The organism is Pseudomonas sp. IzPS59 (assembly GCF_014863505.1).
Lineage (GTDB): Bacteria > Pseudomonadota > Gammaproteobacteria > Pseudomonadales > Pseudomonadaceae > Aquipseudomonas > Aquipseudomonas kribbensis.
In genome coordinates, this window is sequence record NZ_CP062251.1 from 1,798,699 (window position 1) to 1,820,926 (window position 22,228).

Genomic DNA, 22,228 nt, shown 5'->3' on the forward strand with positions numbered 1-22,228 from the left:
GATGACGTCCACCATTTTCATTCCCGAGCTTGGCCATCTGGCGATGATCCTGGCGCTGTGTTTCGCGCTGGTGCAGGCCGTGGTGCCGTTGCTCGGTGCCTGGCGCGGCGATCGTCTGTGGATGGGGCTCGCCCAGCCGGCAGCGTGGGGGCAGTTCGCGTTTCTGCTGTTCGCCTTCGGCGTTCTGACCTATGCCTTCATGACCGATGACTTCTCCGTGGCCTACGTCGCGATGAACTCCAACAGCGCGCTGCCGTGGTACTACAAATTCAGCGCCGTGTGGGGCGCCCACGAAGGTTCGTTGCTGCTGTGGGCCTTGATCCTCGGCGGCTGGACCTTCGCGGTGTCGGTGTTCTCCCGACAGTTGCCGCAAGTCATGCTCGCCCGCGTGCTGGCGGTGATGGGCATGATCAGCACCGGTTTCCTGTTGTTCCTGATCCTCACCTCCAACCCGTTTTCGCGGATTCTGCCGCAGATCCCGGCGGACGGTCGTGACCTCAATCCGTTGCTGCAGGATATCGGTCTGATCGTCCATCCGCCGATGCTGTACATGGGCTACGTCGGTTTCTCCGTGGCCTTCGCGTTCGCCATCGCCGCACTGCTCGGCGGTCGTCTCGATGCGGCGTGGGCACGCTGGTCGCGTCCGTGGACGATTGTCGCCTGGGCCTTTCTCGGTATCGGCATCACCCTCGGTTCGTGGTGGGCTTACTACGAACTCGGCTGGGGCGGCTGGTGGTTCTGGGACCCGGTGGAAAACGCCTCGTTCATGCCATGGCTGGTGGGCACGGCGCTGATCCACTCGCTGGCGGTCACCGAGAAACGTGGCGTATTCAAGAGCTGGACGGTGTTGCTGGCGATTGCTGCGTTTTCCCTGAGCCTGCTCGGGACGTTCCTGGTACGTTCCGGTGTGCTGACGTCGGTACACGCGTTCGCCTCGGATCCTGAGCGCGGTGTGTTCATCCTGATCTTCCTGCTGTTCGTGGTCGGTGGTTCGCTGACGCTGTTTGCGCTGCGTGCGCCAGTGGTCAAGAGCCAGGTCGGCTTCAACCTGTGGTCGCGGGAAACCCTGCTGCTGGGCAACAACCTGGTGCTGGTGGTGGCGGCGTCGATGATCCTGCTTGGAACGCTGTATCCGCTGATTCTGGATGCCATCAGCGGCGCCAAGCTGTCGGTCGGCCCGCCGTACTTCAACGCGCTGTTCATTCCGTTGATGGCCTTGCTGATGGTGGTGATGGCAGTCGGTGTGATCGTGCGCTGGAAAGACACGCCGGTGAAATGGCTGGCCAACATGCTGACCCCGGTGCTGCTGGGCAGCGTTGCAATGGCAGTCGTTGCCGGTGTCGCCTACGGCGATTTCAACTGGGCCGTGATCGCGACCTTCCTGTTGGCGGCCTGGGTGTTGCTGGCCGGTGTGCGCGACATCTTCGACAAGACGCGCCACAAAGGCCTGATCAAAGGCCTGCCGACCCTGACCCGCAGCTACTGGGGCATGCAACTGGCCCACATCGGTATCGCCGTGTGTGCGCTGGGCGTGGTGTTGTCGAGTCAGAACAGTGCCGAGCGCGACCTGCGTCTGGCGCCGGGCGAGTCGATGGAACTGGCCGGTTATCAGTTCGTGTTCGAAGGTGCCAAACACTTCGAAGGCCCGAACTTCACCTCTGACAAAGGCACCATCCGGGTGATCCGCGATGGCCGTGAGGTCAGCGTGCTGCACCCGGAAAAACGCCTGTACACCGTGCAGAGTTCGATGATGACCGAAGCCGGGATCGACGCCGGTTTCACCCGCGACCTCTACGTTGCTCTGGGTGAACCACTGGGCGACGGCGCCTGGGCGGTGCGGGTGCATGTGAAACCGTTTGTGCGCTGGATCTGGTTCGGCGGTCTGCTGACCGGTCTGGGCGGGATGCTGGCGGCGCTGGACCGGCGTTACCGGGTCAAGGTCAAAGCCAAGGTGCGTGAAGCGCTGGGCATGGAAGGAGCCGCTGCATGAGACGTTGGTTGATGCTGGTGCCGCTGGCGATTTTCCTGCTGGTGGCGGTATTTCTTTATCGCGGTCTGTACCTGGATCCGGCGGAGCTGCCGTCGGCGATGATCGGCAAACCGTTCCCGGAGTTTTCCCTGCCGGCGGTGCAGGGCGACAAGACCCTGACCAAGGCTGACATCCTCGGCAAACCGGCGCTGGTCAACGTCTGGGGCACCTGGTGCATTTCCTGCCGGGTCGAGCATCCGGTGCTGAACAAGCTGGCCGAGCGTGGTGTGGTGATCTACGGCATCAACTACAAGGACACCAACGCCGATGCGTTGAAGTGGCTGGCCGAGTTCCACAATCCGTATCAACTGGATATCCGCGATGACGAAGGGTCCCTGGGCCTGAACCTCGGTGTCTACGGCGCGCCGGAAACCTTCTTCATCGACGCCAAGGGCATCATCCGCGACAAGTACGTCGGGGTGATCGACGAGCAGGTCTGGCGCGAAAAACTGGCGGCCAAGTATCAGGCGCTGGTCGATGAGGCCAAGCCATGAAGCGCTTTATTGCTGCCGTGGTACTGGGGCTGAGTCTGGCCGGCGTGGCCCACGCCGCCATCGACACCTACGAGTTTGCCAAAGAGGGCGATCGCGAGCGTTTCCGCGAACTGACCAAGGAACTGCGTTGCCCCAAGTGCCAGAACCAGGACATCGCCGACTCCAACGCACCGATTGCCGCCGACCTGCGCAAAGAGATTTTCCGCATGCTCGGCGAGGGCAAGGACAATCAGCAGATCATCGACTTCATGGTCGACCGCTACGGTGATTTCGTCCGCTACAAACCGGCGCTGAATGCCAAGACTGCGCTGCTGTGGTTCGGCCCGGCGGGATTGTTGCTCGGCGGTTTTGTCGTCATCGCCGTGATCGTCCGCCGCCGTCGCGGGCAACGCGCCGAGACTCCGCAATCGCTGTCCCCCGAAGAGCGTCAGCGCCTCGACCAACTGTTGGATAAAAACCAAGAATGATTGATTTCTGGCTTGCCGCAGGGCTGTTGCTTCTGGTCGCCCTGAGTTTTCTGCTGATCCCTGTTTTGCGCGAACGTCGCGCCCAGCGTGAAGAGGATCGGACTGCCCTGAACGTCGCGCTGTATCAGGAGCGCGTCGCCGAACTGCAAGCGCAGCAGGCTGAAGGTGTTCTCGATTCTGCGCAAATGGACAGCGGCCGTGCCGAAGCGGCGCGGGAATTGTTGGCCGACACCGAAGGCGTGGCGCCGGCGCGGGTTTCGCGTCTGGGCAAACCGTTGCCGTTGTTGGCAGCTGTGCTGGTGCCGGTATTGGGCCTCGGTTTGTACCTGCATTTCGGTGCCGCCGACAAAGTCGAACTGACCCGCGAGTTCGCCCAGGCACCGCAGTCGATGGAAGAGATGACCCGGCGGCTGGAGCGCGCCGTGGCCGCGCAGCCGGATTCTGCCGAAGGCCTGTATTTCCTCGGTCGTACCTATATGGCTCAGGATCGTCCGGCGGACGCGGCGAAGATGTTCGAACGCGCCGCCAACCTGGCCGGTCGTCAGCCGGAGCTGCTCGGCCAATGGGCGCAGGCGCAGTACTTCGCCGATGGCAAGAAGTGGTCGGACAAGATCCAGGCCCTGACCGACGAAGCGCTCAAGGCTGATCCGAAAGAAGTCACCAGCCTCGGCCTGCTCGGTATCGCCGCGTTCGAAGGTGAGCGCTATCAGCAAGCTATCGACTACTGGAACCGCTTGCTGGAGCAACTGCCAGCGAATGACAAATCCCGCGAAGCCCTGCAGGGCGGTATCGCGCGAGCGACCGAGAAACTTGAAGCCAGCGGCGGCAAGGTGGCTCAGGCGCCGGTGGCGAAAATCGCGCGGCTCAAAGTCAGCGTCGATCTGGCCAGCGAGCTCAAAGGCAAGGTGCAACCGGGCGACAGCGTGTTCATCTTCGCCCGCGCCGTTTCCGGCCCTCCAGCGCCGCTGGCCGCCAAGCGTCTGACCGTTGCCGACCTGCCGGTGACCGTCGAGCTGGGTGATGCCGATGCAATGATGCCGCAGTTGAAACTGTCGAACTTTCCTGAAGTCCAACTGGTTGCGCGCGTCTCCCGTGCCGGTCAGCCGACCGCTGGTGAGTGGGTAGGCCGCAGCGGGCCTCTGGCCAGCAGCACCACCGCGCCACAAAAACTGACCATCGACAGACCGGACAAATAGCCGGAACCCACAGGAACGCACCGCCATGAACGCCATCGCCCGAATCACAGTCCTCACACTGGCCCTGGGCTTGAGCGCATGTGCGGTGCAACGGCCGGAGCCGACGACACGTCTGCCGCCGATCCCGCCGTCACAGCCGAGCCCGACCCCGTCGACCAGTCCGACGCCGGGCAAACCGGGCATCCCGGCCAAACCCTCGAAACCCGCCCCGCGCACCTCGGCAAGCTTCGCCCCGCCACCGGGCGGCAACAGCCACTGGGACCAGAAACTGGGCGTGTACGTGCTGGATGACCAGCCCAACACCTTCTACCGCCAGCGCACCTACTACCGCTGGAACAACGGCTGGAGCCGCTCGATCAGCCCGAACGGACCGTGGGAGGACACCAATATCCACGGTGTGCCGGCGGGGTTGGGCAAGCAGTTCGGGGAGTAATGAAAAACGGCGATCTTTGGATCGCCGTTTTGCTATCCAGGGTCATGAGCTTTCAAAGAATCGAGTGATAGCTGCTTAGTGCCTGGACCGATTTAGTCAGGCCTTGTCGTTGCAGTAGATCAAGAAAGGGTTCGACGTCCATGGCAGGCATTTTCAGCTGCCGACGCTGCTTTTGGGCCGCTGCAACCACTGCTGCCGGATCAAGCCCCAAGAGGTTGTCGACGAACTCGTCCGGATGCTGCGCTTCGATGCCGAAAGGCTCCAGCGATCTGCAGGGAAAGTCTTTCTGGTTGAACGTCACTATCACGCTTGCGCCGCAGCGGATGGCCGCTGCCAGAACGTGACGATCATCGCAGTCGGGCAAGGTGAGGCCGGCAATCAGGTCTTCATAGTCATGGACGCAGGCGTCGGGTATTGCTTGATCCATAAGGTTTGAGGTGCGATCCAGCTGCTCCATCGTCAGGTCCGGGCGGTTCTTCAGCAGATTGCGTTTCCATTCGCAGTGAATCTCCTGGGTCCATCGCGCCCGAAATCGTCCCGAGAGCGCAAGCCACATGAGGAAGTCTCTCAAGGGGGCGGGGTACAAGACGCATGCATCGTACAAAGCGGTAAAAGAGGAATGCCTCACTCGTAACCTGTCCTTAACGCCTGAGCTTGCTCTGCGAGAAGCGCCATTGCCTGCTCGCTGGCGGTGGTGCGCCGGGTCTTATAGTCCATCAGATCGGCAAAACGCACACGTCGGTGCTTGCCTGTTTTGTGGTAGGACAACTCGCCGCTTTCCAGCAGTTTTATGAGGTGTGGACGTGAGACGTTGAGCAGGTCGGCGGCTTCCTGAGTCGTCAATTCAGCATGCACCGGCACGACCTGGACCGCGTTGCCGGCTGCCAGCTCCGCCAGAATGTCGATCAGCAGGCGCAAGGCCGAGGTGGGCAGTTCGACGCGATGAGCTTCATTCTGCTCGTCGAAAATCTGGATGTGTTGGGTCTCGAAATGGGTCGCAAGGTAAGCAGCCAGGGCACGCTGCCCTTCAATGGCGGCTTTGACTTCACGTTCTACGGGGAGGCTGATGGAGGGATGAATAACGGTCGACATGGCGAGTCCGGCTTTGGAAATGAGTAATGCCGGGAACGTTATTCGAAATAAGCGAAAATCGCAATAAACGAAACGAGTGCTGGTTTTACAACGCTCGCGCCAACAACCCCTGCACATATTCAACAAACACCCGCGCCTTGGCGCTGGCCATCCTGCCCGTCGGAAACACCGCCCATAGCTCCTGCTTCGGCAAAACCCAATCGCTCATGACAGCCTTCACTGCGCCACTGGCCAGTTCCGGTGCGAACATCCACTCCGAGCCCAGCGCCAGACCCTGATGGGTCAGAACCGCCTCACGCAAACCTTCGGCAGCGCTGACGCGCAGGCGGCCATTGACGGTCACGGACTGCTCTTCGCCATCCCTGTTGAAGTGCCAGGTCGCGCCGCCGCCACGGTGGTAGATGACGGCGCGGTGTCGGCTCAGATCGGCAGGGCAGGCGGGTTCACCGTAACTGGCGAAGTAGGTCGGAGTGCCAGCGATGACGCGCCGGCATTCGGCGATCTTGCGCACGGTCAGGCCTGAGTCGCTGAGCGGGCCCAGGCGCAGGGCGACGTCGATGCCTTCCTCCACGAGGTTGATGTTCTGGTCGTCGAGCAGCAGATCGACATTGAGTTGCGGGTGCTGATCCAGAAATGGCCCCATGTGTGGCACCACATGCATCCGGCCGAAGGTCACGGCCGTGCTGACCCGCAGATTGCCGCTCAGGCCGCCAGCCACGCCACGGGCAGCGTTGTCAGCCTCGTCGGCTTCTTCGAGCGCACGCCTGGCCCGTTCGAAAAATGCCAGACCGGCCTCGGTCGGCGTCAGGCCTCGGGTCGAACGCAACAGCAGGCGCACGCCGAGGCGGGTTTCGAGTTGGGCGATGGTTTTCGACACGGCGGGCTGACCGATATTCAACCGCCGGGCGGCGGCGGAAAACGAGCCGGTTTCCACGACGTAGACGAAGGTTTCCATGGCGGCGAGGCGGTCCATCGGCGGTCCTGTGCAGTCTTGTTAAAAAATTGTGAGTCTTCGTACCCAGTTTTGCCTTACGGCTGAGGAGGTCAAAACATCCTGCAAAACAACCAACGTTGTGTCACCGACTTCCGCAGGCTACTAAAGGTATCTCTAGAGTTACTTTAATGGGCGAGGCAATTTCACAATGCAATACCCAATCTGCATCGAGTGGGGCGACGAGAACACCGCCATCGGTATTCAGATCCCCGATATTCCCGGCGCGGTAACGGCCGGTGATACGTTTGAGGATGCCTACAACGCAGCTGTCGAGATTGCCCACATCATGCTGCAGGAGATCGCGGCGGATGGTGATCCGATTCCGATGCCGACCTCGGCGGCCACCCACCGCAACAATCCGGAATTTGCCGACATGGGCTGGGGCATGCTGGAGCTGGATATTTCGCCGTACATGGGCAAGACCGAAAAGGTCAACGTGACGTTGCCCGGTTATGTCATCCAGCGTATCGACCGCTATGTGCGGGAGCACAACGTGAAAAGCCGTTCATCTTTTCTGGCGGATGCTGCCATGGAGAAACTGGTCCGGCATTGAGCGTCGGGCGCTGCCGGTGGGCAGCGCCTCGCACCTTTCAAGCAGTCGCCATGACTGCTTTCTGCGAAACACTCAAAAACCGCACCAGCGCCAGCAGCGGAAACGCACTGCCAACAATCACGATCCACAGCCAGCCGCCATGTTCGTACACCGCACTGGCCACCGACGAGCCGAAGGCGCCGCCGATGAAGATGCTGGTCATGTACAGCGCGTTGAGGCGGCCGCGGCTTTTGGCATCGAGGGAGTAGACCGCGCGCTGGCCGAGCACCATGTTCATCTGCACGCAGAAGTCGAGCACCACGCCGGTCACGGCCAGGCCGATCACGCTGTAGGCCGGGTGAATGAAGGCCGGCAGAAAGCTCAGGCTGGCGAACAGCATGGCCAGCAGCGAGGCGACGCGGGTGTGGCCGGCGTCGGCCAGGCGTCCGCTGATCGGGGCGGCGATGGCACCGATGGCGCCGACCAGGGCGAAGATCGCGATCTCGCTCTGGGACAGGCCATGGTTGCGCGCCAGTTCCAGCGGCACGGCGGTCCAGAACAGGCTGAAGGTGGCGAACATGCAGGCCTGGTAGAACGCCCGCTGACGCAGCACCGGTTGCTGGCGCAGCAGCGTCCACAGCGAGCCGATCAACTGGCCGTAGGAGGCGCTGTGATCAGGCTGGCGCTTGGGCACGGTCAGGGCCAGCACGATGCTGATCGCCGCCATCAACGCCGCCGCGATCATGAACATCGCCCGCCAGCCGAGATGGTCAGCGACCACACTCGACACCGGGCGCGCCAGCAGAATCCCCAGCAGCAGACCGCCCATGATCCCGCCGACCACCCGGCCACGGGACTCCTCCGGCGCCAGATGTGCCGCCAGCGGAATCAGGATCTGCACCGACACCGAGCTGAAGCCCACCAGCAGCGAAATCAACAGGAACACATTGGGCTGATCGGTAAACGCCGCCCCCAGCAGGCTGGCAATCGCCACCACCGTGGTGATGATCATCAGACGGCGGTTTTCCAGCAGATCCGCCAGCGGCACCAGGAAGAACAACCCCAGCGCATAACCGATCTGGGTCAGCGACACGATGAAGCTGGCCATGGTGTCGGTCAGGCCGATGTCCGGCGCGATCAGGCCGATGATCGGCTGGGCGTAGTAGATGTTGGCAACGATGGCGCCGCAGCAGAAAGCGAACAGCAGCACCATGCCTCGGGTCATTGCGTGAGTTGTGGCGGTCATAGGGTTTCTCGATCCAGCGAAAAGGAATGCGGTGAGGCTAAGGGACGAAACGGGCGGGCGGTAGAAGCCCTGGATCGATATCAGTTATTCCGTTGCGGAATAGATCGCGTCGAACAATCCGTCGTCCATCGGCGAACCTTGCGTCCGACCGAAGAGGGGCGATGATACATTCACTTACATCTTGTTCGATAGCGTGCTTATGTTGCGCCTTGGTTTCCATGTGCACTCAACGGGAGGATTGCGATGTTTCGTCAGTTGCTTCGCCACACCACGACTCTTTTGATGATCGGCGTACTCAGTGCCGGCAGCGTCTGCGCCGGCGAGGCCCCGGGCATGCGCATGGGCATACGCGGCGAAATCACCGGGGTCAGCCCCGACTCCCTCAAAGTCCACGTCAACACGGGTGAAAATGTGGTGGTCCAGTTGACCCCGGACACCAAGGTCCGCGCCGTCACCCTGGCCAACATCGAAGACATCAAGCCCGGCAGCTACATCGGTTCGGCAGCCATTCCCCAGGAGGATGGCACGCTCAAGGCGCTGGAAGTTCACGTCTTCCCGCCGGAGCTGGCCGGCAGCGGCGATGGTCATCGGCCATTCGACCTGGCCAAGGGCAGCAGCATGACCAATGGCAGCGTCGGCGATCTGGTGGTGAGCAACGGCCGGGTGCTGACCGTCAACTACAAGGGCGGCCAGCAGAAGATCCTGGTGCCGGAAGACGTGCCGATCGTCAACCTGACGCCGGGGGATCGCAGCTTGCTCAAGGTTGGCGTGAAGATCGTCACCTTCGTGACCCAGAGCGCGGACGGCACATTGACCGCGCAATCGATCTCGGCCGGTAAGGATGGCGTCAAGCCGCCCATGTAGCCGGCCACAAAAAAGGCGACCTCTTCAGGTCGCCTTTTTCATGTCAGCTCACGCCTTACTGGCCGTTGTAGATCTGGTCGAAGGTTCCGCCGTCGTTGAAGTGGGTCTTCTGCACGGTGCGCCAGTCACCGAAGGTTTTCTCGACCGACAGGAAGTCGACTTTCGGGAAACGGTCGGTGTACTTGGCCAGTACCGCCGGGTCACGCGGACGCAGGTAGTTGGCGGCGGCAATTTCCTGACCTTCCGGCGACCACAGGTACTTCAGGTATTCCTCGGCGGCGGCGCGGGAGCCTTTCTTCTCGACGACTTTGTCGACTACCGAGACCGGTGGCTCGGCTTCGGCGGAGACGCTCGGGTAGATGACTTCGAACTGGTCGCGGCCAAACTCGCGGGCGATCATTTCGGCTTCGTTCTCGAAGGTCACCAGCACGTCGCCGATCTGGTTGGTCATGAACGTGGTGGTGGCGGCACGGCCACCGGTGTCCAGCACCGGGGCCTGCTTGAACAGCTTGCCGACGAAGTCCTTGGCCTTGTTCTCGTCACCGCCGTTTTTCAGCACGTAGCCCCAGGCCGACAGGTAGGTGTAGCGGCCGTTGCCCGAGGTTTTCGGGTTCGGCACGATCACTTGCACACCGTCCTTGAGCAGGTCCGGCCAGTCTTTCAGGGCTTTCGGGTTGCCCTTGCGCACGATGAACACGGTGGCCGAAGTGAACGGCGCGCTGTTGTTCGGCAGACGGGTGACCCAGTCCTTCGGCACCAGTTGACCATTGTCCGCCAGGGCGTTGATGTCGGTGGCCATGTTCATGGTGATGACATCAGCCGGCAAACCGTCGATCACGGAGCGGGCTTGCTTGCTCGAACCGCCGAAAGACATCTGCACCGTGATGTTTTCGTTGTGTTCGGCCTGCCAGTGTTTCTGGAACGCAGTGTTGTAGTCCTTGTAGAAATCGCGCATCACGTCGTAGGAAACGTTAAGCAGGGTCGGTGCGGCCTGAGCCACGCTGCCGAAGGCAAGACCAGCGGCGAGAAGTGAGGCGCCAAAGAGTTTTTTCACTACGCATTCCTTGTTCTGTGGGGGTGTTTTTACAATGGTGAGGCCATTTGCCAGCGACTATAGCGGGGCGCGCATAGTCGCTTAAAGATTAAAAAGAACTTTGCTTATTCCATTTTCTTGAACAGCGCATTGCCGCAACGGGAGCAGAACGAGGCTTCGTGTTCATGGCTGTTTTTCTTGCACACCGGACAGTCGTGCTGCAGCTGACCGCCACGCATGGCGGTGGCCAGTTCGGCGGTGAAAATCCCGGTGGGCACGGCGATGATCGAATAACCGGTGATCATCACCAGCGACGAAATCACCTGGCCCAGAATGGTCCTCGGCACGATGTCGCCATAACCCACGGTGGTCAGAGTCACGATAGCCCAATAGATGCCTTTGGGAATGCTGGTGAAGCCATGCTCCGGGCCTTCGACCACGTACATCAGGGTGCCGAACACCGTGACCAGAGTGCAGACGCTGAGCAGGAACACGAGGATTTTCTGCTTGCTGCCGCGCAGGGCGTCGAGCAGGTAATGCGCCTGTTTCAGGTAGGGGCCGAGCTTGAGTACACGGAAGATCCGCAGCATCCGGATCACCCGGATGATCAGCAGGTATTGGGCATCGCTGTAATACAGCGCGAGGATGCCGGGCACGATCGCCAGCAAGTCCACCAGCCCGTAGAAACTGAAGGCGTAGCGCAGCGGCTTGGGCGAGCAATACAGGCGCAGCAGGTACTCGCCGAGAAAGATGACCGTGAAGCCCCACTCGATGTACGCCAGCACATCGGCGTAGTTCTGGTGGATGTCATCGATGCTGTCGAGGATCACCGTCACCAGACTGGCGAGGATGATCAGCAGCAGGGTCTTGTCGAATCGACGTCCCGCTACTGTGTCAGTCTGAAAGATGATCACGTACAGGCGATCACGCCACGTGTTGTTGCCGTTCATGCGAATCGCCCTGGCCATAAATCAGCGCAGCCTAGGTTGATTCTCCCCGTCAGCGCAAGGCGCCGCGTTCAACTCGGGTTGGCGCATCAGGCGGATGCCGGTGCGCAGCAGCCAGCAGGCGAGAATGAACGGCGCGGTGAGGGTCGCAAGGCCAAGGGCACCGAACAGCGGGGTCACCAGCAGCGCCAGGCCGATGCCGAACAGCGGCAACCACGGTTGCTGGCGCTGGGTGCTGAAGGCGAGAGCGGCGAGCACCGCGTTGTAACCACCCAGACCGAGCAGCGCGACCTGACTGTCGTGGTGCAACAGGCTGGAACCCAGACCAATCGCCGATGCCGCCATTGCCCAGGCAAATGCCCGGCGATCGGCGATCAGCAGACCGGCAGCGATCAATGCACCGGCCAGCGGGTGGTCGAGGAACATCACCTGGCCCAACCCCTTCAGCGCGGCGCCGAGCAGGTTCAGCGTGTTCAGTTCAAGCGCCGGAGCCGGCGTCGAAGGCTCGGCGAAACACAGGAACACCCAGCTCAGCAACACGAACGGCGCAGTGTAAGCCGGCAGGTATTCAGTGAGGCGCGCGCGTTTGAGCCACTGCTGCGTGATCATCGCGCTCAGGCCGCCGGCCGCCAGAATCAGCGGTGGCAACATCGGCGACCAGGGGAAATACAGGCTCAGCAACAGGCCGACCAGCACGCCGTTGTAGCTGAACAGTCCGGCCTGGCGATCAGCCTTGGCGTAGTTGCGTCGTTGCGCGGTGAGCAACCCGGCGACCGCGCCGAGCAGCGCGCCGGCGAACAGCACCGGCGCGGTGAATAAAATGGCCAAAAGGCACAGCAGGCCACACAAAGGGTGGCGCTGGAGGAAGATCTGACTGAAGCCGTTGAGCAAGGCTTCGGCCCAGTCGGGGCAGTGGGTGTTGAAATGGTTGGCAGGCATGTCTGGACAATCTGGGCAGTAGGACAATCAAAAGGTCTTGCTTGAAGCTGTGGCGAGGGAGCTCATGCCCGGTGAATGCGGTGTCTCTTGTGGAAACCGTCATGCCGAGCGACGGGAGCACGCTCCCTCGCCACACAGGTGTTGCTTAAATCAATGTTTCGATCCGCAGCGAATTAGTCGACCCCGGCTGCCCAAACGGCACACCCGCGGTGATCAGCAACGTATCGCCACGCTCGGCCATTCCTTGAGCCTGAGCGATTTCCAGCGCGGTCGAGCACACTTCATCCACCTGACGCAGGCGATCATTGACCACCGAATGAATGCCCCACGCCACGCTCAAGCGGCGGGCGGTCTGCAGGTTCGGTGTCAGGTTGAGGATCGGCGCCTTTGGCCGCTCCCGCGCTGCACGCAGACTCGATGCGCCGGACTCGCTGTAGTTGACCAGCACCGCCACCGGCAGCACGTTGCTGATCCGGCGGATCGCGCAGCTGATCGCATCGGACACGGTCGCCTCGGCTTTCGGCCGGCTGACGTCGAGTTGGGTCTGGTAATCCGGACCGTTCTCCACCTGGCGGATGATCTTGCTCATCATCTGCACGGCTTCCAGCGGGTATTCGCCGGACGCGGTTTCGGCCGACAGCATCACCGCATCGGCACCTTCGGCCACGGCATTGGCAACGTCCGTGACTTCGGCGCGGGTCGGCGCCGGCGAGAAGCGCATCGACTCGAGCATCTGCGTCGCCACCACCACCGGTTTGCCGAGCTGGCGGCAGGTGGTGATGATGTTTTTCTGGATCTGCGGCACGCTTTCGGCCGGCACTTCCACGCCCAGGTCACCGCGGGCCACCATAATCGCGTCGCTCAGCTCGGCGATTTCGCGCAGTTGTTCGACGGCCGACGGCTTCTCGATTTTCGCCATCAGGAACGCCTTGTCGCCGATCAGCTCGCGGGCCTCGATGATGTCTTGCGGACGCTGCACGAACGACAGCGCGACCCAGTCCACACCCAGCTCCAGGCCGAAGCTCAGGTCGCGGCGGTCCTTGGTGGTCAGCGGGCTCAGGTCGAGTACCGCTTGCGGCACGTTCACGCCTTTGCGGTCCGACAGTTCGCCACCGTTGAGCACAGTGGTGTCGATCGCATCGCTGTATTTGGTCACGACCCGCAGACGCAGTTTGCCGTCGTCGAGCAGCAGATCCATCCCGGCTTCCAGCGCGGCGATGATCTCCGGATGCGGCAGGTTCACCCGGCGTTCGTCGCCCGGTGTCGCGTCCAGATCGAGGCGGAAGGCCTGACCACGATGCAGTTGAACCTTGCCGTCTGCGAACTTGCCGACCCGCAGTTTCGGCCCTTGCAGGTCCATCAGGATCCCGAGCGGATAGTTGAGCTGGCGCTCGACTTCGCGGATCCACTGATAGCGTTTGGCGTGGTCGGCGTGATCGCCGTGGCTGAAGTTGAGGCGGAAGATATTGACCCCGGCCTCGACCAGCTCGCGGATGTCTTCGATGCCGTCGACGGCAGGCCCGAGGGTGGCGAGGATTTTGACCTTTTTGTCAGGCGTCATGATTTAGAGCTCTCGAGGATCAGGATGGCGCGGAAGTCGTTGACGTTGGTGCGGGTCGGCTCGGTGACGATGAGCGCATCGAGCGCCGCGAAGTAGCCGTAGCCGTTGTTGTTATCCAGCTCGTCGCTGGCGCTCAGGCCGAGGGCGGCGGCGCGGGCGTAGCTGTCCGGGGTCATGATCGCGCCGGCGTTGTCTTCCGAGCCGTCGATGCCGTCGGTGTCACCTGCCAGCGCATAGACACCGGGCTGGCCCTTGAGGCTGTCGGTGAGGCTGAGGAGAAATTCGGCGTTGCGTCCGCCACGGCCATTGCCGCGCACGGTCACGGTGGTTTCGCCGCCGGAGAGAATCACGCACGGTGCTGCCAGCGGCTGGCCGTGATGAATGATCTGGCGCGCAATGCCGGCGTGGACTTTCGCCACTTCGCGGGATTCACCTTCCAGGTCACCGAGGATCAGCGTGCTGAAACCGGCCTGACGGCATTTCACTGCTGCCGCGTCCAGCGATTGCTGAGGGCGGGCGATCAATTGGAAATGACTGCGGGCCAGGCTCGGATCACCGGGTTTGACGGTTTCCGATTCCGGGCTTTGCAGCCAGGTGCGTACGGAGGCCGGGATCTCGATGCCGTAGCGCTTGATGATTGCCAGTGCTTCGGCGCTGGTGCTCGGGTCGGCCACGGTCGGGCCGGAGGCGATGACCGTGGCGAGGTCGCCCGGTACATCGGAAATCGCGTAGGTATAAACAGTTGCCGGCCAGCAGGCCTTGCCCAGGCGTCCGCCCTTGATCGCCGAGAGGTGCTTGCGCACGCAGTTCATCTCGCCGATGGTCGCGCCGGATTTGAGCAGGGCTTTGTTGATCGACTGTTTGTCGGCCAGGGTGATGCCTTCGGCCGGCAGCGCCAGCAGGGCAGAACCGCCGCCGGACAGCAGGAAGATCACGCGGTCGTCTTCGCTCAGGTTGCTGACCAGTTCCAGCACGCGTTTGGCCACGGCCAGACCGGCAGCGTCCGGGACCGGATGCGCGGCTTCGACCACTTCGATTTTTTCGCACGGGGCGCCGTGACCGTAGCGGGTCACCACAAGGCCCGAGACTTCACCTTCCCAGCAACGCTCGACCACTTGCGCCATGGCAGCGGCAGCCTTGCCGGCGCCGATGACGATCACGCGACCTGTGCGATCGGCAGGCAGATGGGCTTCGAGGACCTGGTTCGGATGGGCCGCGTCGATGGCTGTGGCAAACAGCTCGCGCAGCAGTTGTTGCGGATCGACCGACATGGCGGGCTCCCGGAATTCTTGTTATTGGAAGGGCAACTCGGTCCGGTGTGGAAGCAGGGCTGCTTCCACACCGGGGGCGGGGCAGGGCTTACTTCTTGTCGCGAATCGAGAAGTTGGCCATGTGTTCCAGGCCCTTGATCAGCGCCGAGTGGTCCCAGTTGCTGCCACCGATGGCCGCGCAGGTGCTGAACACTTGCTGGGCGTTGGCGGTGTTCGGCAGGTTGATGTTCAGCTCCTTGGCGCCTTGCAGGGCCAGGTTCAGGTCCTTCTGGTGCAGGCTGATGCGGAAGCCCGGATCGAAGGTGCCCTTGATCATGCGCTCGCCGTGCACTTCGAGGATCTTCGAGGAGGCGAAACCACCCATCAGCGCTTCACGCACCTTGGCCGGATCGGCACCGTTTTTCGAAGCGAACAGCAGCGCTTCGGCAACGGCCTGAATGTTCAGGGCAACGATGATCTGGTTCGCCACCTTGGCGGTCTGACCGTCGCCATTGCCGCCGACCAGGGTGATGTTCTTGCCCATGGCCTGGAACAGCGGCAGTGCGCGTTCGAAGGCATCGGCATCGCCACCGACCATGATGCTCAGGGTCGCAGCCTTGGCACCGACTTCACCACCCGACACCGGAGCGTCGAGGTACTGCGCGCCTTTTTCGTTGATCTTTGCGGCGAAAGCCTTGGTGGCGGTCGGCGAGATCGAGCTCATGTCGATCACGACTTTGCCTTTGCCGATGCCGGCAGCAACGCCGTCGGCGCGGAACAGCACGTCGTCGACCTGCGGGGTATCCGGCACCATGACGATGATGAATTCGGCTTCCTGGGCCACTTCGCGCGGGTTGGCCAGGGCGACGGCGCCAGCGGCGACCAGATCGGCAGGGGCGGCGTCGTGGTGCGCCGACAGGAACAGGCTGTGACCGGCTTTCTGCAGGTTCGAAGCCATTGGGTGGCCCATGATGCCGGTGCCGATAAATCCGATTTTAGCCATGAGAAATTCCTCTTGTTTTTGTCTTGCTCAAGCAAATAGGGGGTCAGATCGCGTTGTGGGTCTTCAGCCAGCCGAGGCCCGCTTCAGTGGTGGTCAGCGGTTTGTATTCGCAGCCGACCCAGCCCTGATAACCGATGCGATCGAGGTGTTCGAACAGGAAGCGGTAGTTGATCTCGCCAGTGCCCGGCTCGTTGCGGCCCGGGTTGTCGGCCAACTGCACATGGTTGATCTCGGCCAGGTGCGATTGCAGGGTGCGGGCCAGATCGCCTTCCATGATTTGCATGTGATAGATGTCGTATTGCAGGAACAGATTGGCGCTGCCGACCTGCTCGCGAATCGACAGGGCCTGCGCCGTGTTGTTCAGGTAGAAACCCGGGATGTCGCGGGTGTTGATCGCTTCCATCACCAGTTTGATGCCGACGGCTTGCAGCTTTTCGGCGGCGTACTTGAGGTTGGCGACGAAGGTCTTTTCAACGGTGGCATCGTCCACGCCCTGCGGACGGATACCGGCCAGGCAGTTGACCTGGGTGTTGCCCAGAACCTGGGCGTAAGCGATGGCCAGATCGACACCGGCACGGAATTCTTCGACCCGGTCCGGCAGGCACGCGATACCGCGCTCGCCCTTGGCCCAGTCACCGGCCGGCAGGTTGAACAGCACTTGGGTCAGGCCGTTGGCGTCGAGTTTGGCCTTGATTTCGGCGGAGCTGAAATCGTACGGGAACAGGTACTCGACACCGCTGAAGCCAGCCTTGGCGGCGGCGTCGAAACGGGCAAGGAAATCCTGTTCGGTGAACAGCATGGACAGGTTGGCTGCGAAACGCGGCATGGTGGTCTCCTAAAACAAAATGTCTGACACAACGCAATCAGTCCCCTCTCCTAGGGGAGAGGGACTGTAGCCACCCTCTCCCAAAGGGAGAGGGAGCAGGTTACGTTCAGTCGAGCAGCGAAATCGCGGTAGGCGCATCGTTGCCGACCAGCGCCAGGTCTTCGAATTCGTTGACGGCGTTGATCTCGGTACCCATGGAGATGTTGGTCACACGCTCCAGAATGATCTCGACGATCACCGGCACCTTGAACTCTTCGATCAGCTCTTCGGCCTTGCGCAGGGCAGGGGCGATGTCAGCCGGTTCGAACACACGCAGCGCCTTGCAGCCCAGGCCTTCGGCGACTGCGACGTGGTCGACACCGTAACCGTTGAGTTCCGGCGCGTTCAGGTTATCGAAGGACAGCTGCACGCAGTAGTCCATTTCGAACCCGCGCTGTGCCTGACGGATCAGACCCAGGTACGAGTTGTTCACCACGACGTGGATGTACGGCAGATTGAACTGAGCGCCGACCGCCAGTTCCTCGATCATGAACTGGAAGTCATAGTCCCCCGACAGGGCCACGACTTTCCGGTTCGGATCGGCCTTCACCACGCCCAGCGCTGCCGGAATGGTCCAGCCCAACGGACCGGCCTGACCGCAGTTGATCCAGTGACGCGGCTTGTAGACGTGCAGGAACTGCGCGCCGGCAATCTGCGACAGACCAATGGTGCTGACGTAGCAGGTGTCCTTGCCGAACACCTGGTTCATTTCTTCATACACGCGCTGCGGCTTGACCGGCACGTTGTCGAAGTGGGTCTTGCGTTGCAGGCTGGACTTGCGCTGCTGGCAGTCCTGCAGCCATGCACTGCGGTTTTTCAGTTTGCCGGCGGCTTGCCATTCACGGGCGACTTCGATGAACACGGTCAGCGCGGCGGCGGCGTCGGAAACGATGCCCAGGTCCGGGGTGAACACGCGGCCGATCTGGGTGCCTTCGATGTCGACGTGAATGAACTTGCGACCTTCGGTGTACACGTCGACCGAACCGGTGTGACGGTTGGCCCAGCGGTTACCGATGCCCAGCACCACGTCGGATTTCAGCATCGTGGCGTTGCCGTAACGGTGCGAAGTCTGCAGACCGACCATGCCGACCATCAGCGGGTGATCGTCCGGAATGGTGCCCCAGCCCATCAGGGTCGGGATCACCGGGATGCCGGTCAGCTCGGCGAATTCCACCAGCAGATCGCTGGCGTCGGCGTTGATGATGCCGCCACCGGCCACCAGCAATGGACGTTCAGCCTGATCGAGCAGCGCCAGAGCCTTTTCAACCTGCACGCGAGTGGCGCTCGGCTTGGCCAGCGGCAGCGGCTGGTAGGCGTCGATGTCGAATTCGATTTCGGCCATTTGAACGTCGAACGGCAGGTCGATCAGCACCGGGCCCGGACGGCCGGAGCGCATTTCATAGAAGGCTTTCTGGAACGCATAAGGCACCTGGCCCGGCTCCAGAACGGTGGTCGCCCACTTGGTCACTGGCTTGACGATGCTGGTGATGTCGACGGCCTGGAAGTCTTCCTTGTGCATACGGGCACGTGGCGCTTGCCCTGTGATGCAGAGAATCGGGATGGAGTCTGCGGAGGCGCTGTACAGACCGGTGACCATGTCGGTGCCGGCAGGGCCGGAAGTACCGATGCACACGCCGATGTTGCCGGCCTTGGTGCGGGTGTAGCCCTCGGCCATGTGCGAGGCGCCTTCAACGTGGCGAGCGAGGACGTGATCGATGCCACCGACTTTCTTCAGGGCGGAATACAGCGGGTTGATCGCAGCACCCGGAATGCCAAAAGCGGTATCAACCCCTTCACGGCGCATCACCAGAACGGCGGCTTCGATTGCTCTCATTTTGCTCATGGTTTTGTGCCTCTTTACGTTTTGTAATTGTATACAAGTGGCTTTGCGCAGAGTGTATTCACGGCGGACGGCGCAGGTCAATCCATTTTCTCAAGCGCCTGTTTCATTCGTCGGAAGCCGTATCTACTGTGGCTTTTCGTCGCATGGGGCGCTTTTCGAGAATTATTGTATACAAAAAAATAATTCATTGTGTTCTATTTGTTGCGTCGGGCTGCGGCACAAACGCGCAGTCCAACGGCTTTCCCAATAACAAAATGAGGACGGCACCATGAGCGCTTTAACCTTGAAAGTCGCAGTCAACCTGGTCAACGAAGCCATCAGCGCAGGGCGGGCGATCTCCGCCGCACCGCTGACCATTGCAGTACTGGATACCGGCGGCCACCTGGTCACCTTGCAACGCGAAGACGGCGCCAGCCTGCTGCGCCCGAACATCGCTATCGGCAAAGCCTGGGGTGCCATCGCCCTGGGCAAGGGCTCACGCCTGCTGGCGCTGGACGCGCAACAACGCCCGGCGTTCATCGCCGCGCTCAACAGCATGGGGCAGGGCAGCGTCGTCCCGGCACCGGGTGGTGTGTTGATCCGTGATCAGGCGGGCAACGTGCTGGGAGCGATCGGCATCAGCGGCGATCTGTCGGATGTCGATGAGCAGGTGGCGATCAAGGCTGTGGAGGCTTTGGACCTGCGGGCGGATGCGGGGGTGGCTGCTTGATTTGCGGCGTTTGATCGAAAGTCATCGCTGGCCGGCTCGCTCCCGCTCCTTGTTCGTTGAATTCAAATTCTGCGAACGGCACAAAACCCTGTGGGAGCTGGCTTGCCAGCGATGGCAATCTTGCTGACACATCAAGATAAAAGACTGGCCCGGTCAAACGGGTAATGGAGGTCTAGCCTTCTGATGAACTCATCAGCTAGGGGCAATGGATTGCCTGATCTTCCCGCGTCACATCGTCTGCGAACCGGCCGCTATGCCGAGCCGAATCAAATCTATTTACTGACTTCAAACACTCTTGATCGAGAACCAATCTTTGCCGATTTCGCCTTGGGCCGACTGACTGGTTGTTCATCAACTTCGTCGCGCACAGGACAAGGGAATGGCTAAATCGTTGGCGTGGGTTGTCATGCCCGATCATTTTCACTGGCTCGTCGAGCTGGAAAGTTGCTCACTCCGCAAACTGATGCGAGAGACCAAATCCCTGATTACGCGAGAGGTTAATTTGCGCAGTGGCAGAAAGGGGCCGCTATGGCAGCAGGGCTACCATGACCGGGCGTTGAGGCGGGAAGATGACTTGGTGAAAGTGGCGCGGTATGTCGTGGCCAACCCGTTGCGGGCTGGACTGGTGGAAAAGCTTGGTGACTATCCGCTGTGGGATGCCGTTTGGCTTTGACAACTGTGCACCGAGTTGCCTTCATCGCTGGCAAGCCAGCTCCCACAGGGATTTGTGTTGAATACAAGATTATTGATCGACACAGCTCCCTGTGGGAGCGGGCTTGCTCGCGAAGCAGTCAACGCGGTCTATCAGTCCGGCTCGCAGCCCTTGAGCACCAACCGGATGATGGTTTGTGCTGCCGACTCGTAATCCGCTTCGTCGAGCTTTTCCTTGCCGGTCACGGCGGAGATCTGCCAGTCGAAGTCGGCGTAGGTCTGGGTCGCGGCCCAGATGCTGAACATCAGGTGGTTGGGGTCGATCGGGGCGATCTGGCCGCGGTCGATCCAGCTCTGGATGCAGTCGATGTTGTGCTTGGCCTGGCTGTTCAGTTGCTCGACCAGGTCGGCGCTCAGGTGCGGGGCGCCGTGCATGATTTCGCTGGCGAACACCTTGGAGGCAAACGGCAGGTCGCGGGAGATGCGGATCTTCGAGCGGATGTAGCCGCTCAGCACTTCGCTCGGCACGCCGTCCGGGTTGAACGGGGTCGAGGCCTGCAGGATCGGCACGATGATGCTTTCCAGAACCTCGCGGTAGAGGTTTTCCTTGGACTTGAAGTAGTAGTAGACGTTGGGCTTGGGCAATCCCGCCTTGGCGGCGATGTCGCTGGTTTTGGTCGCAGCGAAGCCCTTGTCGGCAAACTCTTCACTGGCGGCACGCAGGATCAGTTCTTTGTTGCGCTCGCGGATTGTGCTCATAAACCCGGTGGTTCCTTGCCTGTTCTGGCGGTTGCGCATGGTAGCACCGGCCTCGCGCGGCGCTCAACAATGCCCGTCGGTGGCGCTCGTCGCGTCAGTCTGTCGCCTGCCTGAACAAATTCGCCATGCCCCGCGATGGCTGTCGGGACGCTGCTAGAGTCAAGGCAGACGCGGGGGCAAGAGGCGGGCGGTCATGGCGAAACGCAGGCGCGGCAAAGTCCTGTTGATCATTGGCATTGTGCTGTTGCTGGGGCTTGCCCTGTGGTTCTACCTGAGCGCCGGTCAGCGTCGGGTCAAACCCCCGCCGGCCGCCGAGCCGGTCGCGACGGTCCCGGTCAGGTTGCAGGACGTGCCGGTCTACATCGACGCCTTGGGCACGGTGACCCCGACCCGCAGCGTGACCGTGGTGACCCAGGTCAACGGCATTCTCAGCTCGGTCGAGTTCAAGGAAGGCCAGCACGTCGCCAAAGGCCAGGTCATCGCCCGCATCGACGACCGCGCACTGAAGGCGCAACTGGCGGTGGCCAAGGGCACGCTGATGCACGATCAGGCGCTGCTCGCCAACGCCGTGCGCGATCTGGCGCGTTATCGCGAACTGATCAAGGTCGGCTCCACCACTCAGCAAACCCTCGATACCCAGGCCTCGCTGGTGCAACAACTGCAAGGCACGGTTGCTTCGGATCAGGGCAGCGTGCAGAACCTCGAAGTCCAGTTGAGCTACTGCACGATCACTTCGCCGGTGGATGGCGTGGTCGGTTTGCGCCAGGTCGATCCCGGCAACTACGTGACCACCACCAGCACTACCGGGATTGCCGTGATCACCCAGATGACCCCGGCCACCGTGGTGTTCGCCGTACCCGAGGACGACTTGGGTGCGATCAATCAGGCCATGGCCAAAGGCACGGTGACGGTACTGGCCTACGATCGCAACAAACACAACCTGCTGGCCACCGGCAATCTGCTGGCGCTGGATAACCAGGTCGATACCAGCACCGGCACGATCAAGGTCAAGGCGCAGTTCGACGATTCCGGCAAGGCGCTGTTTCCCAATCAGTTCGTCAACGCCCGGCTCAAGGCTGACACTCTGAGTCAGAACCCCGTGGTGCCGACCCGGGCGATCCAGCACGGCAGCAAGGGCGATTTCGTCTTCGTCGTGGTCGACCCCGGCAACAAGGTCAGCCTGCGCAACATCAAGACCGGGCCGGCGACAGGCGATGTTTCGGCGGTGCTCGACAACGGGGTGAAGGAGGGCGAGCAGGTCGTCACCGAGGGCGCCGACAAACTCGACGATGGCTCGGCGGTGAAAGTCGTCGCGCAATAG

Annotated in this window: 22 protein-coding genes and 1 pseudogene; 10 read left to right on the forward strand and 13 right to left on the reverse strand. The window is 61.7% G+C overall.

Annotation, left to right across the window (positions count from 1 at the left end; all coding sequences use genetic code 11):
- The first annotated feature begins 1 nt into the window (after position 1).
- From IF189_RS08165 to IF189_RS08185, 5 genes are read left to right on the forward strand one after another with little or no spacing between them, the layout of a single operon-like run.
- Positions 2 to 1,990 carry a heme lyase CcmF/NrfE family subunit gene (locus IF189_RS08165; protein ID WP_192553102.1) on the forward strand — a complete coding sequence of 663 codons (1,989 nt, stop codon included), beginning with the start codon at positions 2 to 4 and terminating at the stop codon, positions 1,988 to 1,990.
- A complete protein-coding gene (locus tag IF189_RS08170) occupies positions 1,987 to 2,523 on the forward strand; it encodes a DsbE family thiol:disulfide interchange protein (RefSeq protein ID WP_011333088.1) in 537 nt (178 codons plus the stop codon). The genes IF189_RS08165 and IF189_RS08170 overlap by 4 nt, the downstream gene beginning before the upstream one ends.
- Complete coding sequence (locus IF189_RS08175; RefSeq protein WP_114881915.1) at positions 2,520 to 2,990, forward strand: cytochrome c-type biogenesis protein; 471 nt, start codon at positions 2,520 to 2,522, stop codon at positions 2,988 to 2,990. The genes IF189_RS08170 and IF189_RS08175 overlap by 4 nt, the downstream gene beginning before the upstream one ends.
- Positions 2,987 to 4,186, forward strand: coding sequence for a c-type cytochrome biogenesis protein CcmI (ccmI, locus tag IF189_RS08180; RefSeq protein WP_192553103.1), 1,200 nt, complete (start codon positions 2,987 to 2,989; stop codon positions 4,184 to 4,186). The genes IF189_RS08175 and ccmI overlap by 4 nt, the downstream gene beginning before the upstream one ends.
- A gap of 25 nt (positions 4,187 to 4,211) precedes the next feature.
- Positions 4,212 to 4,619 (forward strand): hypothetical protein, encoded by a 408-nt coding sequence (locus tag IF189_RS08185; protein WP_085710507.1) that lies wholly within the window; start codon positions 4,212 to 4,214, stop codon positions 4,617 to 4,619.
- Positions 4,620 to 4,671: 52 nt separating this feature from the next.
- On the opposite strand, the gene IF189_RS08190 is transcribed toward IF189_RS08185, so the two are convergent.
- From IF189_RS08190 to IF189_RS08200, 3 genes are all read right to left on the reverse strand, one after another.
- Complete coding sequence (locus tag IF189_RS08190; RefSeq protein WP_192553104.1) at positions 4,672 to 5,247, reverse strand: PIN domain-containing protein; 576 nt, start codon at positions 5,245 to 5,247, stop codon at positions 4,672 to 4,674.
- On the reverse strand, positions 5,244 to 5,711 hold the full coding sequence (locus IF189_RS08195) for a helix-turn-helix domain-containing protein (protein ID WP_007959254.1): 468 nt from the start codon (positions 5,709 to 5,711) through the stop codon (positions 5,244 to 5,246). The genes IF189_RS08190 and IF189_RS08195 overlap by 4 nt, the downstream gene beginning before the upstream one ends.
- Before the next feature lie 85 nt (positions 5,712 to 5,796).
- Positions 5,797 to 6,684, reverse strand: coding sequence for a LysR family transcriptional regulator (locus IF189_RS08200; protein WP_192553105.1), 888 nt, complete (start codon positions 6,682 to 6,684; stop codon positions 5,797 to 5,799).
- 169 nt (positions 6,685 to 6,853) lie between these two features.
- Between IF189_RS08200 and IF189_RS08205 the strand changes: the two genes are divergently transcribed.
- Positions 6,854 to 7,258: a type II toxin-antitoxin system HicB family antitoxin gene (locus IF189_RS08205; protein ID WP_114881918.1), complete on the forward strand. Its 405-nt coding sequence runs from the start codon at positions 6,854 to 6,856 to the stop codon at positions 7,256 to 7,258.
- Positions 7,259 to 7,295: 37 nt separating this feature from the next.
- Here IF189_RS08205 and IF189_RS08210 read toward each other — a convergent pair whose 3' ends face one another.
- Positions 7,296 to 8,483 carry an MFS transporter gene (locus tag IF189_RS08210; protein WP_085710513.1) on the reverse strand — a complete coding sequence of 396 codons (1,188 nt, stop codon included), beginning with the start codon at positions 8,481 to 8,483 and terminating at the stop codon, positions 7,296 to 7,298.
- 243 nt (positions 8,484 to 8,726) lie between these two features.
- Between IF189_RS08210 and IF189_RS08215 the strand changes: the two genes are divergently transcribed.
- Entirely contained in the window at positions 8,727 to 9,347 is a 621-nt protein-coding gene (locus tag IF189_RS08215) for a DUF5666 domain-containing protein (protein ID WP_134825906.1), read from the forward strand.
- Between the two features lie 55 nt (positions 9,348 to 9,402).
- On the opposite strand, the gene IF189_RS08220 is transcribed toward IF189_RS08215, so the two are convergent.
- The 8 genes from IF189_RS08220 to gcl form a co-directional block, all read right to left on the reverse strand.
- Positions 9,403 to 10,401: a sulfate ABC transporter substrate-binding protein gene (locus IF189_RS08220; RefSeq protein WP_119428798.1), complete on the reverse strand. Its 999-nt coding sequence runs from the start codon at positions 10,399 to 10,401 to the stop codon at positions 9,403 to 9,405.
- A gap of 104 nt (positions 10,402 to 10,505) precedes the next feature.
- Complete coding sequence (locus IF189_RS08225; protein ID WP_192553106.1) at positions 10,506 to 11,330, reverse strand: ion transporter; 825 nt, start codon at positions 11,328 to 11,330, stop codon at positions 10,506 to 10,508.
- Positions 11,331 to 11,351: 21 nt separating this feature from the next.
- Positions 11,352 to 12,266: an urea transporter gene (locus IF189_RS08230; protein ID WP_192553107.1), complete on the reverse strand. Its 915-nt coding sequence runs from the start codon at positions 12,264 to 12,266 to the stop codon at positions 11,352 to 11,354.
- A gap of 145 nt (positions 12,267 to 12,411) precedes the next feature.
- Positions 12,412 to 13,827 (reverse strand): pyruvate kinase, encoded by a 1,416-nt coding sequence (gene pyk, locus IF189_RS08235; RefSeq protein ID WP_085710519.1) that lies wholly within the window; start codon positions 13,825 to 13,827, stop codon positions 12,412 to 12,414.
- Positions 13,824 to 15,098 (reverse strand): glycerate kinase, encoded by a 1,275-nt coding sequence (locus IF189_RS08240; protein WP_134825909.1) that lies wholly within the window; start codon positions 15,096 to 15,098, stop codon positions 13,824 to 13,826. Before IF189_RS08240 ends, pyk begins: the two co-directional genes overlap by 4 nt.
- A gap of 88 nt (positions 15,099 to 15,186) precedes the next feature.
- A complete protein-coding gene (locus IF189_RS08245) occupies positions 15,187 to 16,080 on the reverse strand; it encodes a 2-hydroxy-3-oxopropionate reductase (protein WP_047292610.1) in 894 nt (297 codons plus the stop codon).
- 43 nt (positions 16,081 to 16,123) lie between these two features.
- Positions 16,124 to 16,906 (reverse strand): hydroxypyruvate isomerase, encoded by a 783-nt coding sequence (gene hyi, locus IF189_RS08250; protein WP_085699396.1) that lies wholly within the window; start codon positions 16,904 to 16,906, stop codon positions 16,124 to 16,126.
- 106 nt (positions 16,907 to 17,012) lie between these two features.
- The gene (gene gcl / locus IF189_RS08255) at positions 17,013 to 18,788 is read right to left on the reverse strand and encodes a glyoxylate carboligase (protein WP_134825910.1); all 1,776 of its coding nucleotides are present in this window, start codon (positions 18,786 to 18,788) and stop codon (positions 17,013 to 17,015) included.
- A 268-nt stretch (positions 18,789 to 19,056) separates the two neighbouring features.
- Between gcl and IF189_RS08260 the strand changes: the two genes are divergently transcribed.
- Together IF189_RS08260 and IF189_RS08265 are read left to right on the forward strand one after the other, a co-directional pair.
- On the forward strand, positions 19,057 to 19,497 hold the full coding sequence (locus IF189_RS08260; RefSeq protein WP_085710524.1) for a GlcG/HbpS family heme-binding protein: 441 nt from the start codon (positions 19,057 to 19,059) through the stop codon (positions 19,495 to 19,497).
- A 210-nt stretch (positions 19,498 to 19,707) separates the two neighbouring features.
- Positions 19,708 to 20,170 (forward strand): annotated as a pseudogene (locus IF189_RS08265) (REP-associated tyrosine transposase).
- A gap of 131 nt (positions 20,171 to 20,301) precedes the next feature.
- Here IF189_RS08265 and IF189_RS08270 read toward each other — a convergent pair.
- Positions 20,302 to 20,907: a TetR/AcrR family transcriptional regulator gene (locus tag IF189_RS08270; RefSeq protein ID WP_085710525.1), complete on the reverse strand. Its 606-nt coding sequence runs from the start codon at positions 20,905 to 20,907 to the stop codon at positions 20,302 to 20,304.
- 193 nt (positions 20,908 to 21,100) lie between these two features.
- Between IF189_RS08270 and IF189_RS08275 the strand changes: the two genes are divergently transcribed.
- Positions 21,101 to 22,228: an efflux RND transporter periplasmic adaptor subunit gene (locus tag IF189_RS08275; RefSeq protein ID WP_192553108.1), complete on the forward strand. Its 1,128-nt coding sequence runs from the start codon at positions 21,101 to 21,103 to the stop codon at positions 22,226 to 22,228.

What these genes read in the sequence shown, in the direction of transcription:
- IF189_RS08200 (WP_192553105.1), bottom strand. Translation starts at nt 6,684, where the DNA reads ATGGACCGCCTCGCCGCCATGGAAACCTTCGTCTACGTCGTGGAAACC.
- IF189_RS08185 (WP_085710507.1), top strand. Translation starts at nt 4,212, where the DNA reads ATGAACGCCATCGCCCGAATCACAGTCCTCACACTGGCCCTGGGCTTG.
- IF189_RS08225 (WP_192553106.1), bottom strand. Translation starts at nt 11,330, where the DNA reads ATGAACGGCAACAACACGTGGCGTGATCGCCTGTACGTGATCATCTTT.
- IF189_RS08170 (WP_011333088.1), top strand. Translation starts at nt 1,987, where the DNA reads ATGAGACGTTGGTTGATGCTGGTGCCGCTGGCGATTTTCCTGCTGGTG.
- gcl (WP_134825910.1), bottom strand. Translation starts at nt 18,788, where the DNA reads ATGAGCAAAATGAGAGCAATCGAAGCCGCCGTTCTGGTGATGCGCCGT.
- IF189_RS08195 (WP_007959254.1), bottom strand. Translation starts at nt 5,711, where the DNA reads ATGTCGACCGTTATTCATCCCTCCATCAGCCTCCCCGTAGAACGTGAA.
- IF189_RS08275 (WP_192553108.1), top strand. Translation starts at nt 21,101, where the DNA reads ATGGCGAAACGCAGGCGCGGCAAAGTCCTGTTGATCATTGGCATTGTG.
- IF189_RS08205 (WP_114881918.1), top strand. Translation starts at nt 6,854, where the DNA reads ATGCAATACCCAATCTGCATCGAGTGGGGCGACGAGAACACCGCCATC.
- IF189_RS08260 (WP_085710524.1), top strand. Translation starts at nt 19,057, where the DNA reads ATGAGCGCTTTAACCTTGAAAGTCGCAGTCAACCTGGTCAACGAAGCC.
- IF189_RS08270 (WP_085710525.1), bottom strand. Translation starts at nt 20,907, where the DNA reads ATGAGCACAATCCGCGAGCGCAACAAAGAACTGATCCTGCGTGCCGCC.
- hyi (WP_085699396.1), bottom strand. Translation starts at nt 16,906, where the DNA reads ATGCCGCGTTTCGCAGCCAACCTGTCCATGCTGTTCACCGAACAGGAT.
- IF189_RS08165 (WP_192553102.1), top strand. Translation starts at nt 2, where the DNA reads ATGACGTCCACCATTTTCATTCCCGAGCTTGGCCATCTGGCGATGATC.
- IF189_RS08240 (WP_134825909.1), bottom strand. Translation starts at nt 15,098, where the DNA reads ATGTCGGTCGATCCGCAACAACTGCTGCGCGAGCTGTTTGCCACAGCC.
- ccmI (WP_192553103.1), top strand. Translation starts at nt 2,987, where the DNA reads ATGATTGATTTCTGGCTTGCCGCAGGGCTGTTGCTTCTGGTCGCCCTG.
- pyk (WP_085710519.1), bottom strand. Translation starts at nt 13,827, where the DNA reads ATGACGCCTGACAAAAAGGTCAAAATCCTCGCCACCCTCGGGCCTGCC.
- IF189_RS08230 (WP_192553107.1), bottom strand. Translation starts at nt 12,266, where the DNA reads ATGCCTGCCAACCATTTCAACACCCACTGCCCCGACTGGGCCGAAGCC.
- IF189_RS08215 (WP_134825906.1), top strand. Translation starts at nt 8,727, where the DNA reads ATGTTTCGTCAGTTGCTTCGCCACACCACGACTCTTTTGATGATCGGC.
- IF189_RS08245 (WP_047292610.1), bottom strand. Translation starts at nt 16,080, where the DNA reads ATGGCTAAAATCGGATTTATCGGCACCGGCATCATGGGCCACCCAATG.
- IF189_RS08210 (WP_085710513.1), bottom strand. Translation starts at nt 8,483, where the DNA reads ATGACCGCCACAACTCACGCAATGACCCGAGGCATGGTGCTGCTGTTC.
- IF189_RS08175 (WP_114881915.1), top strand. Translation starts at nt 2,520, where the DNA reads ATGAAGCGCTTTATTGCTGCCGTGGTACTGGGGCTGAGTCTGGCCGGC.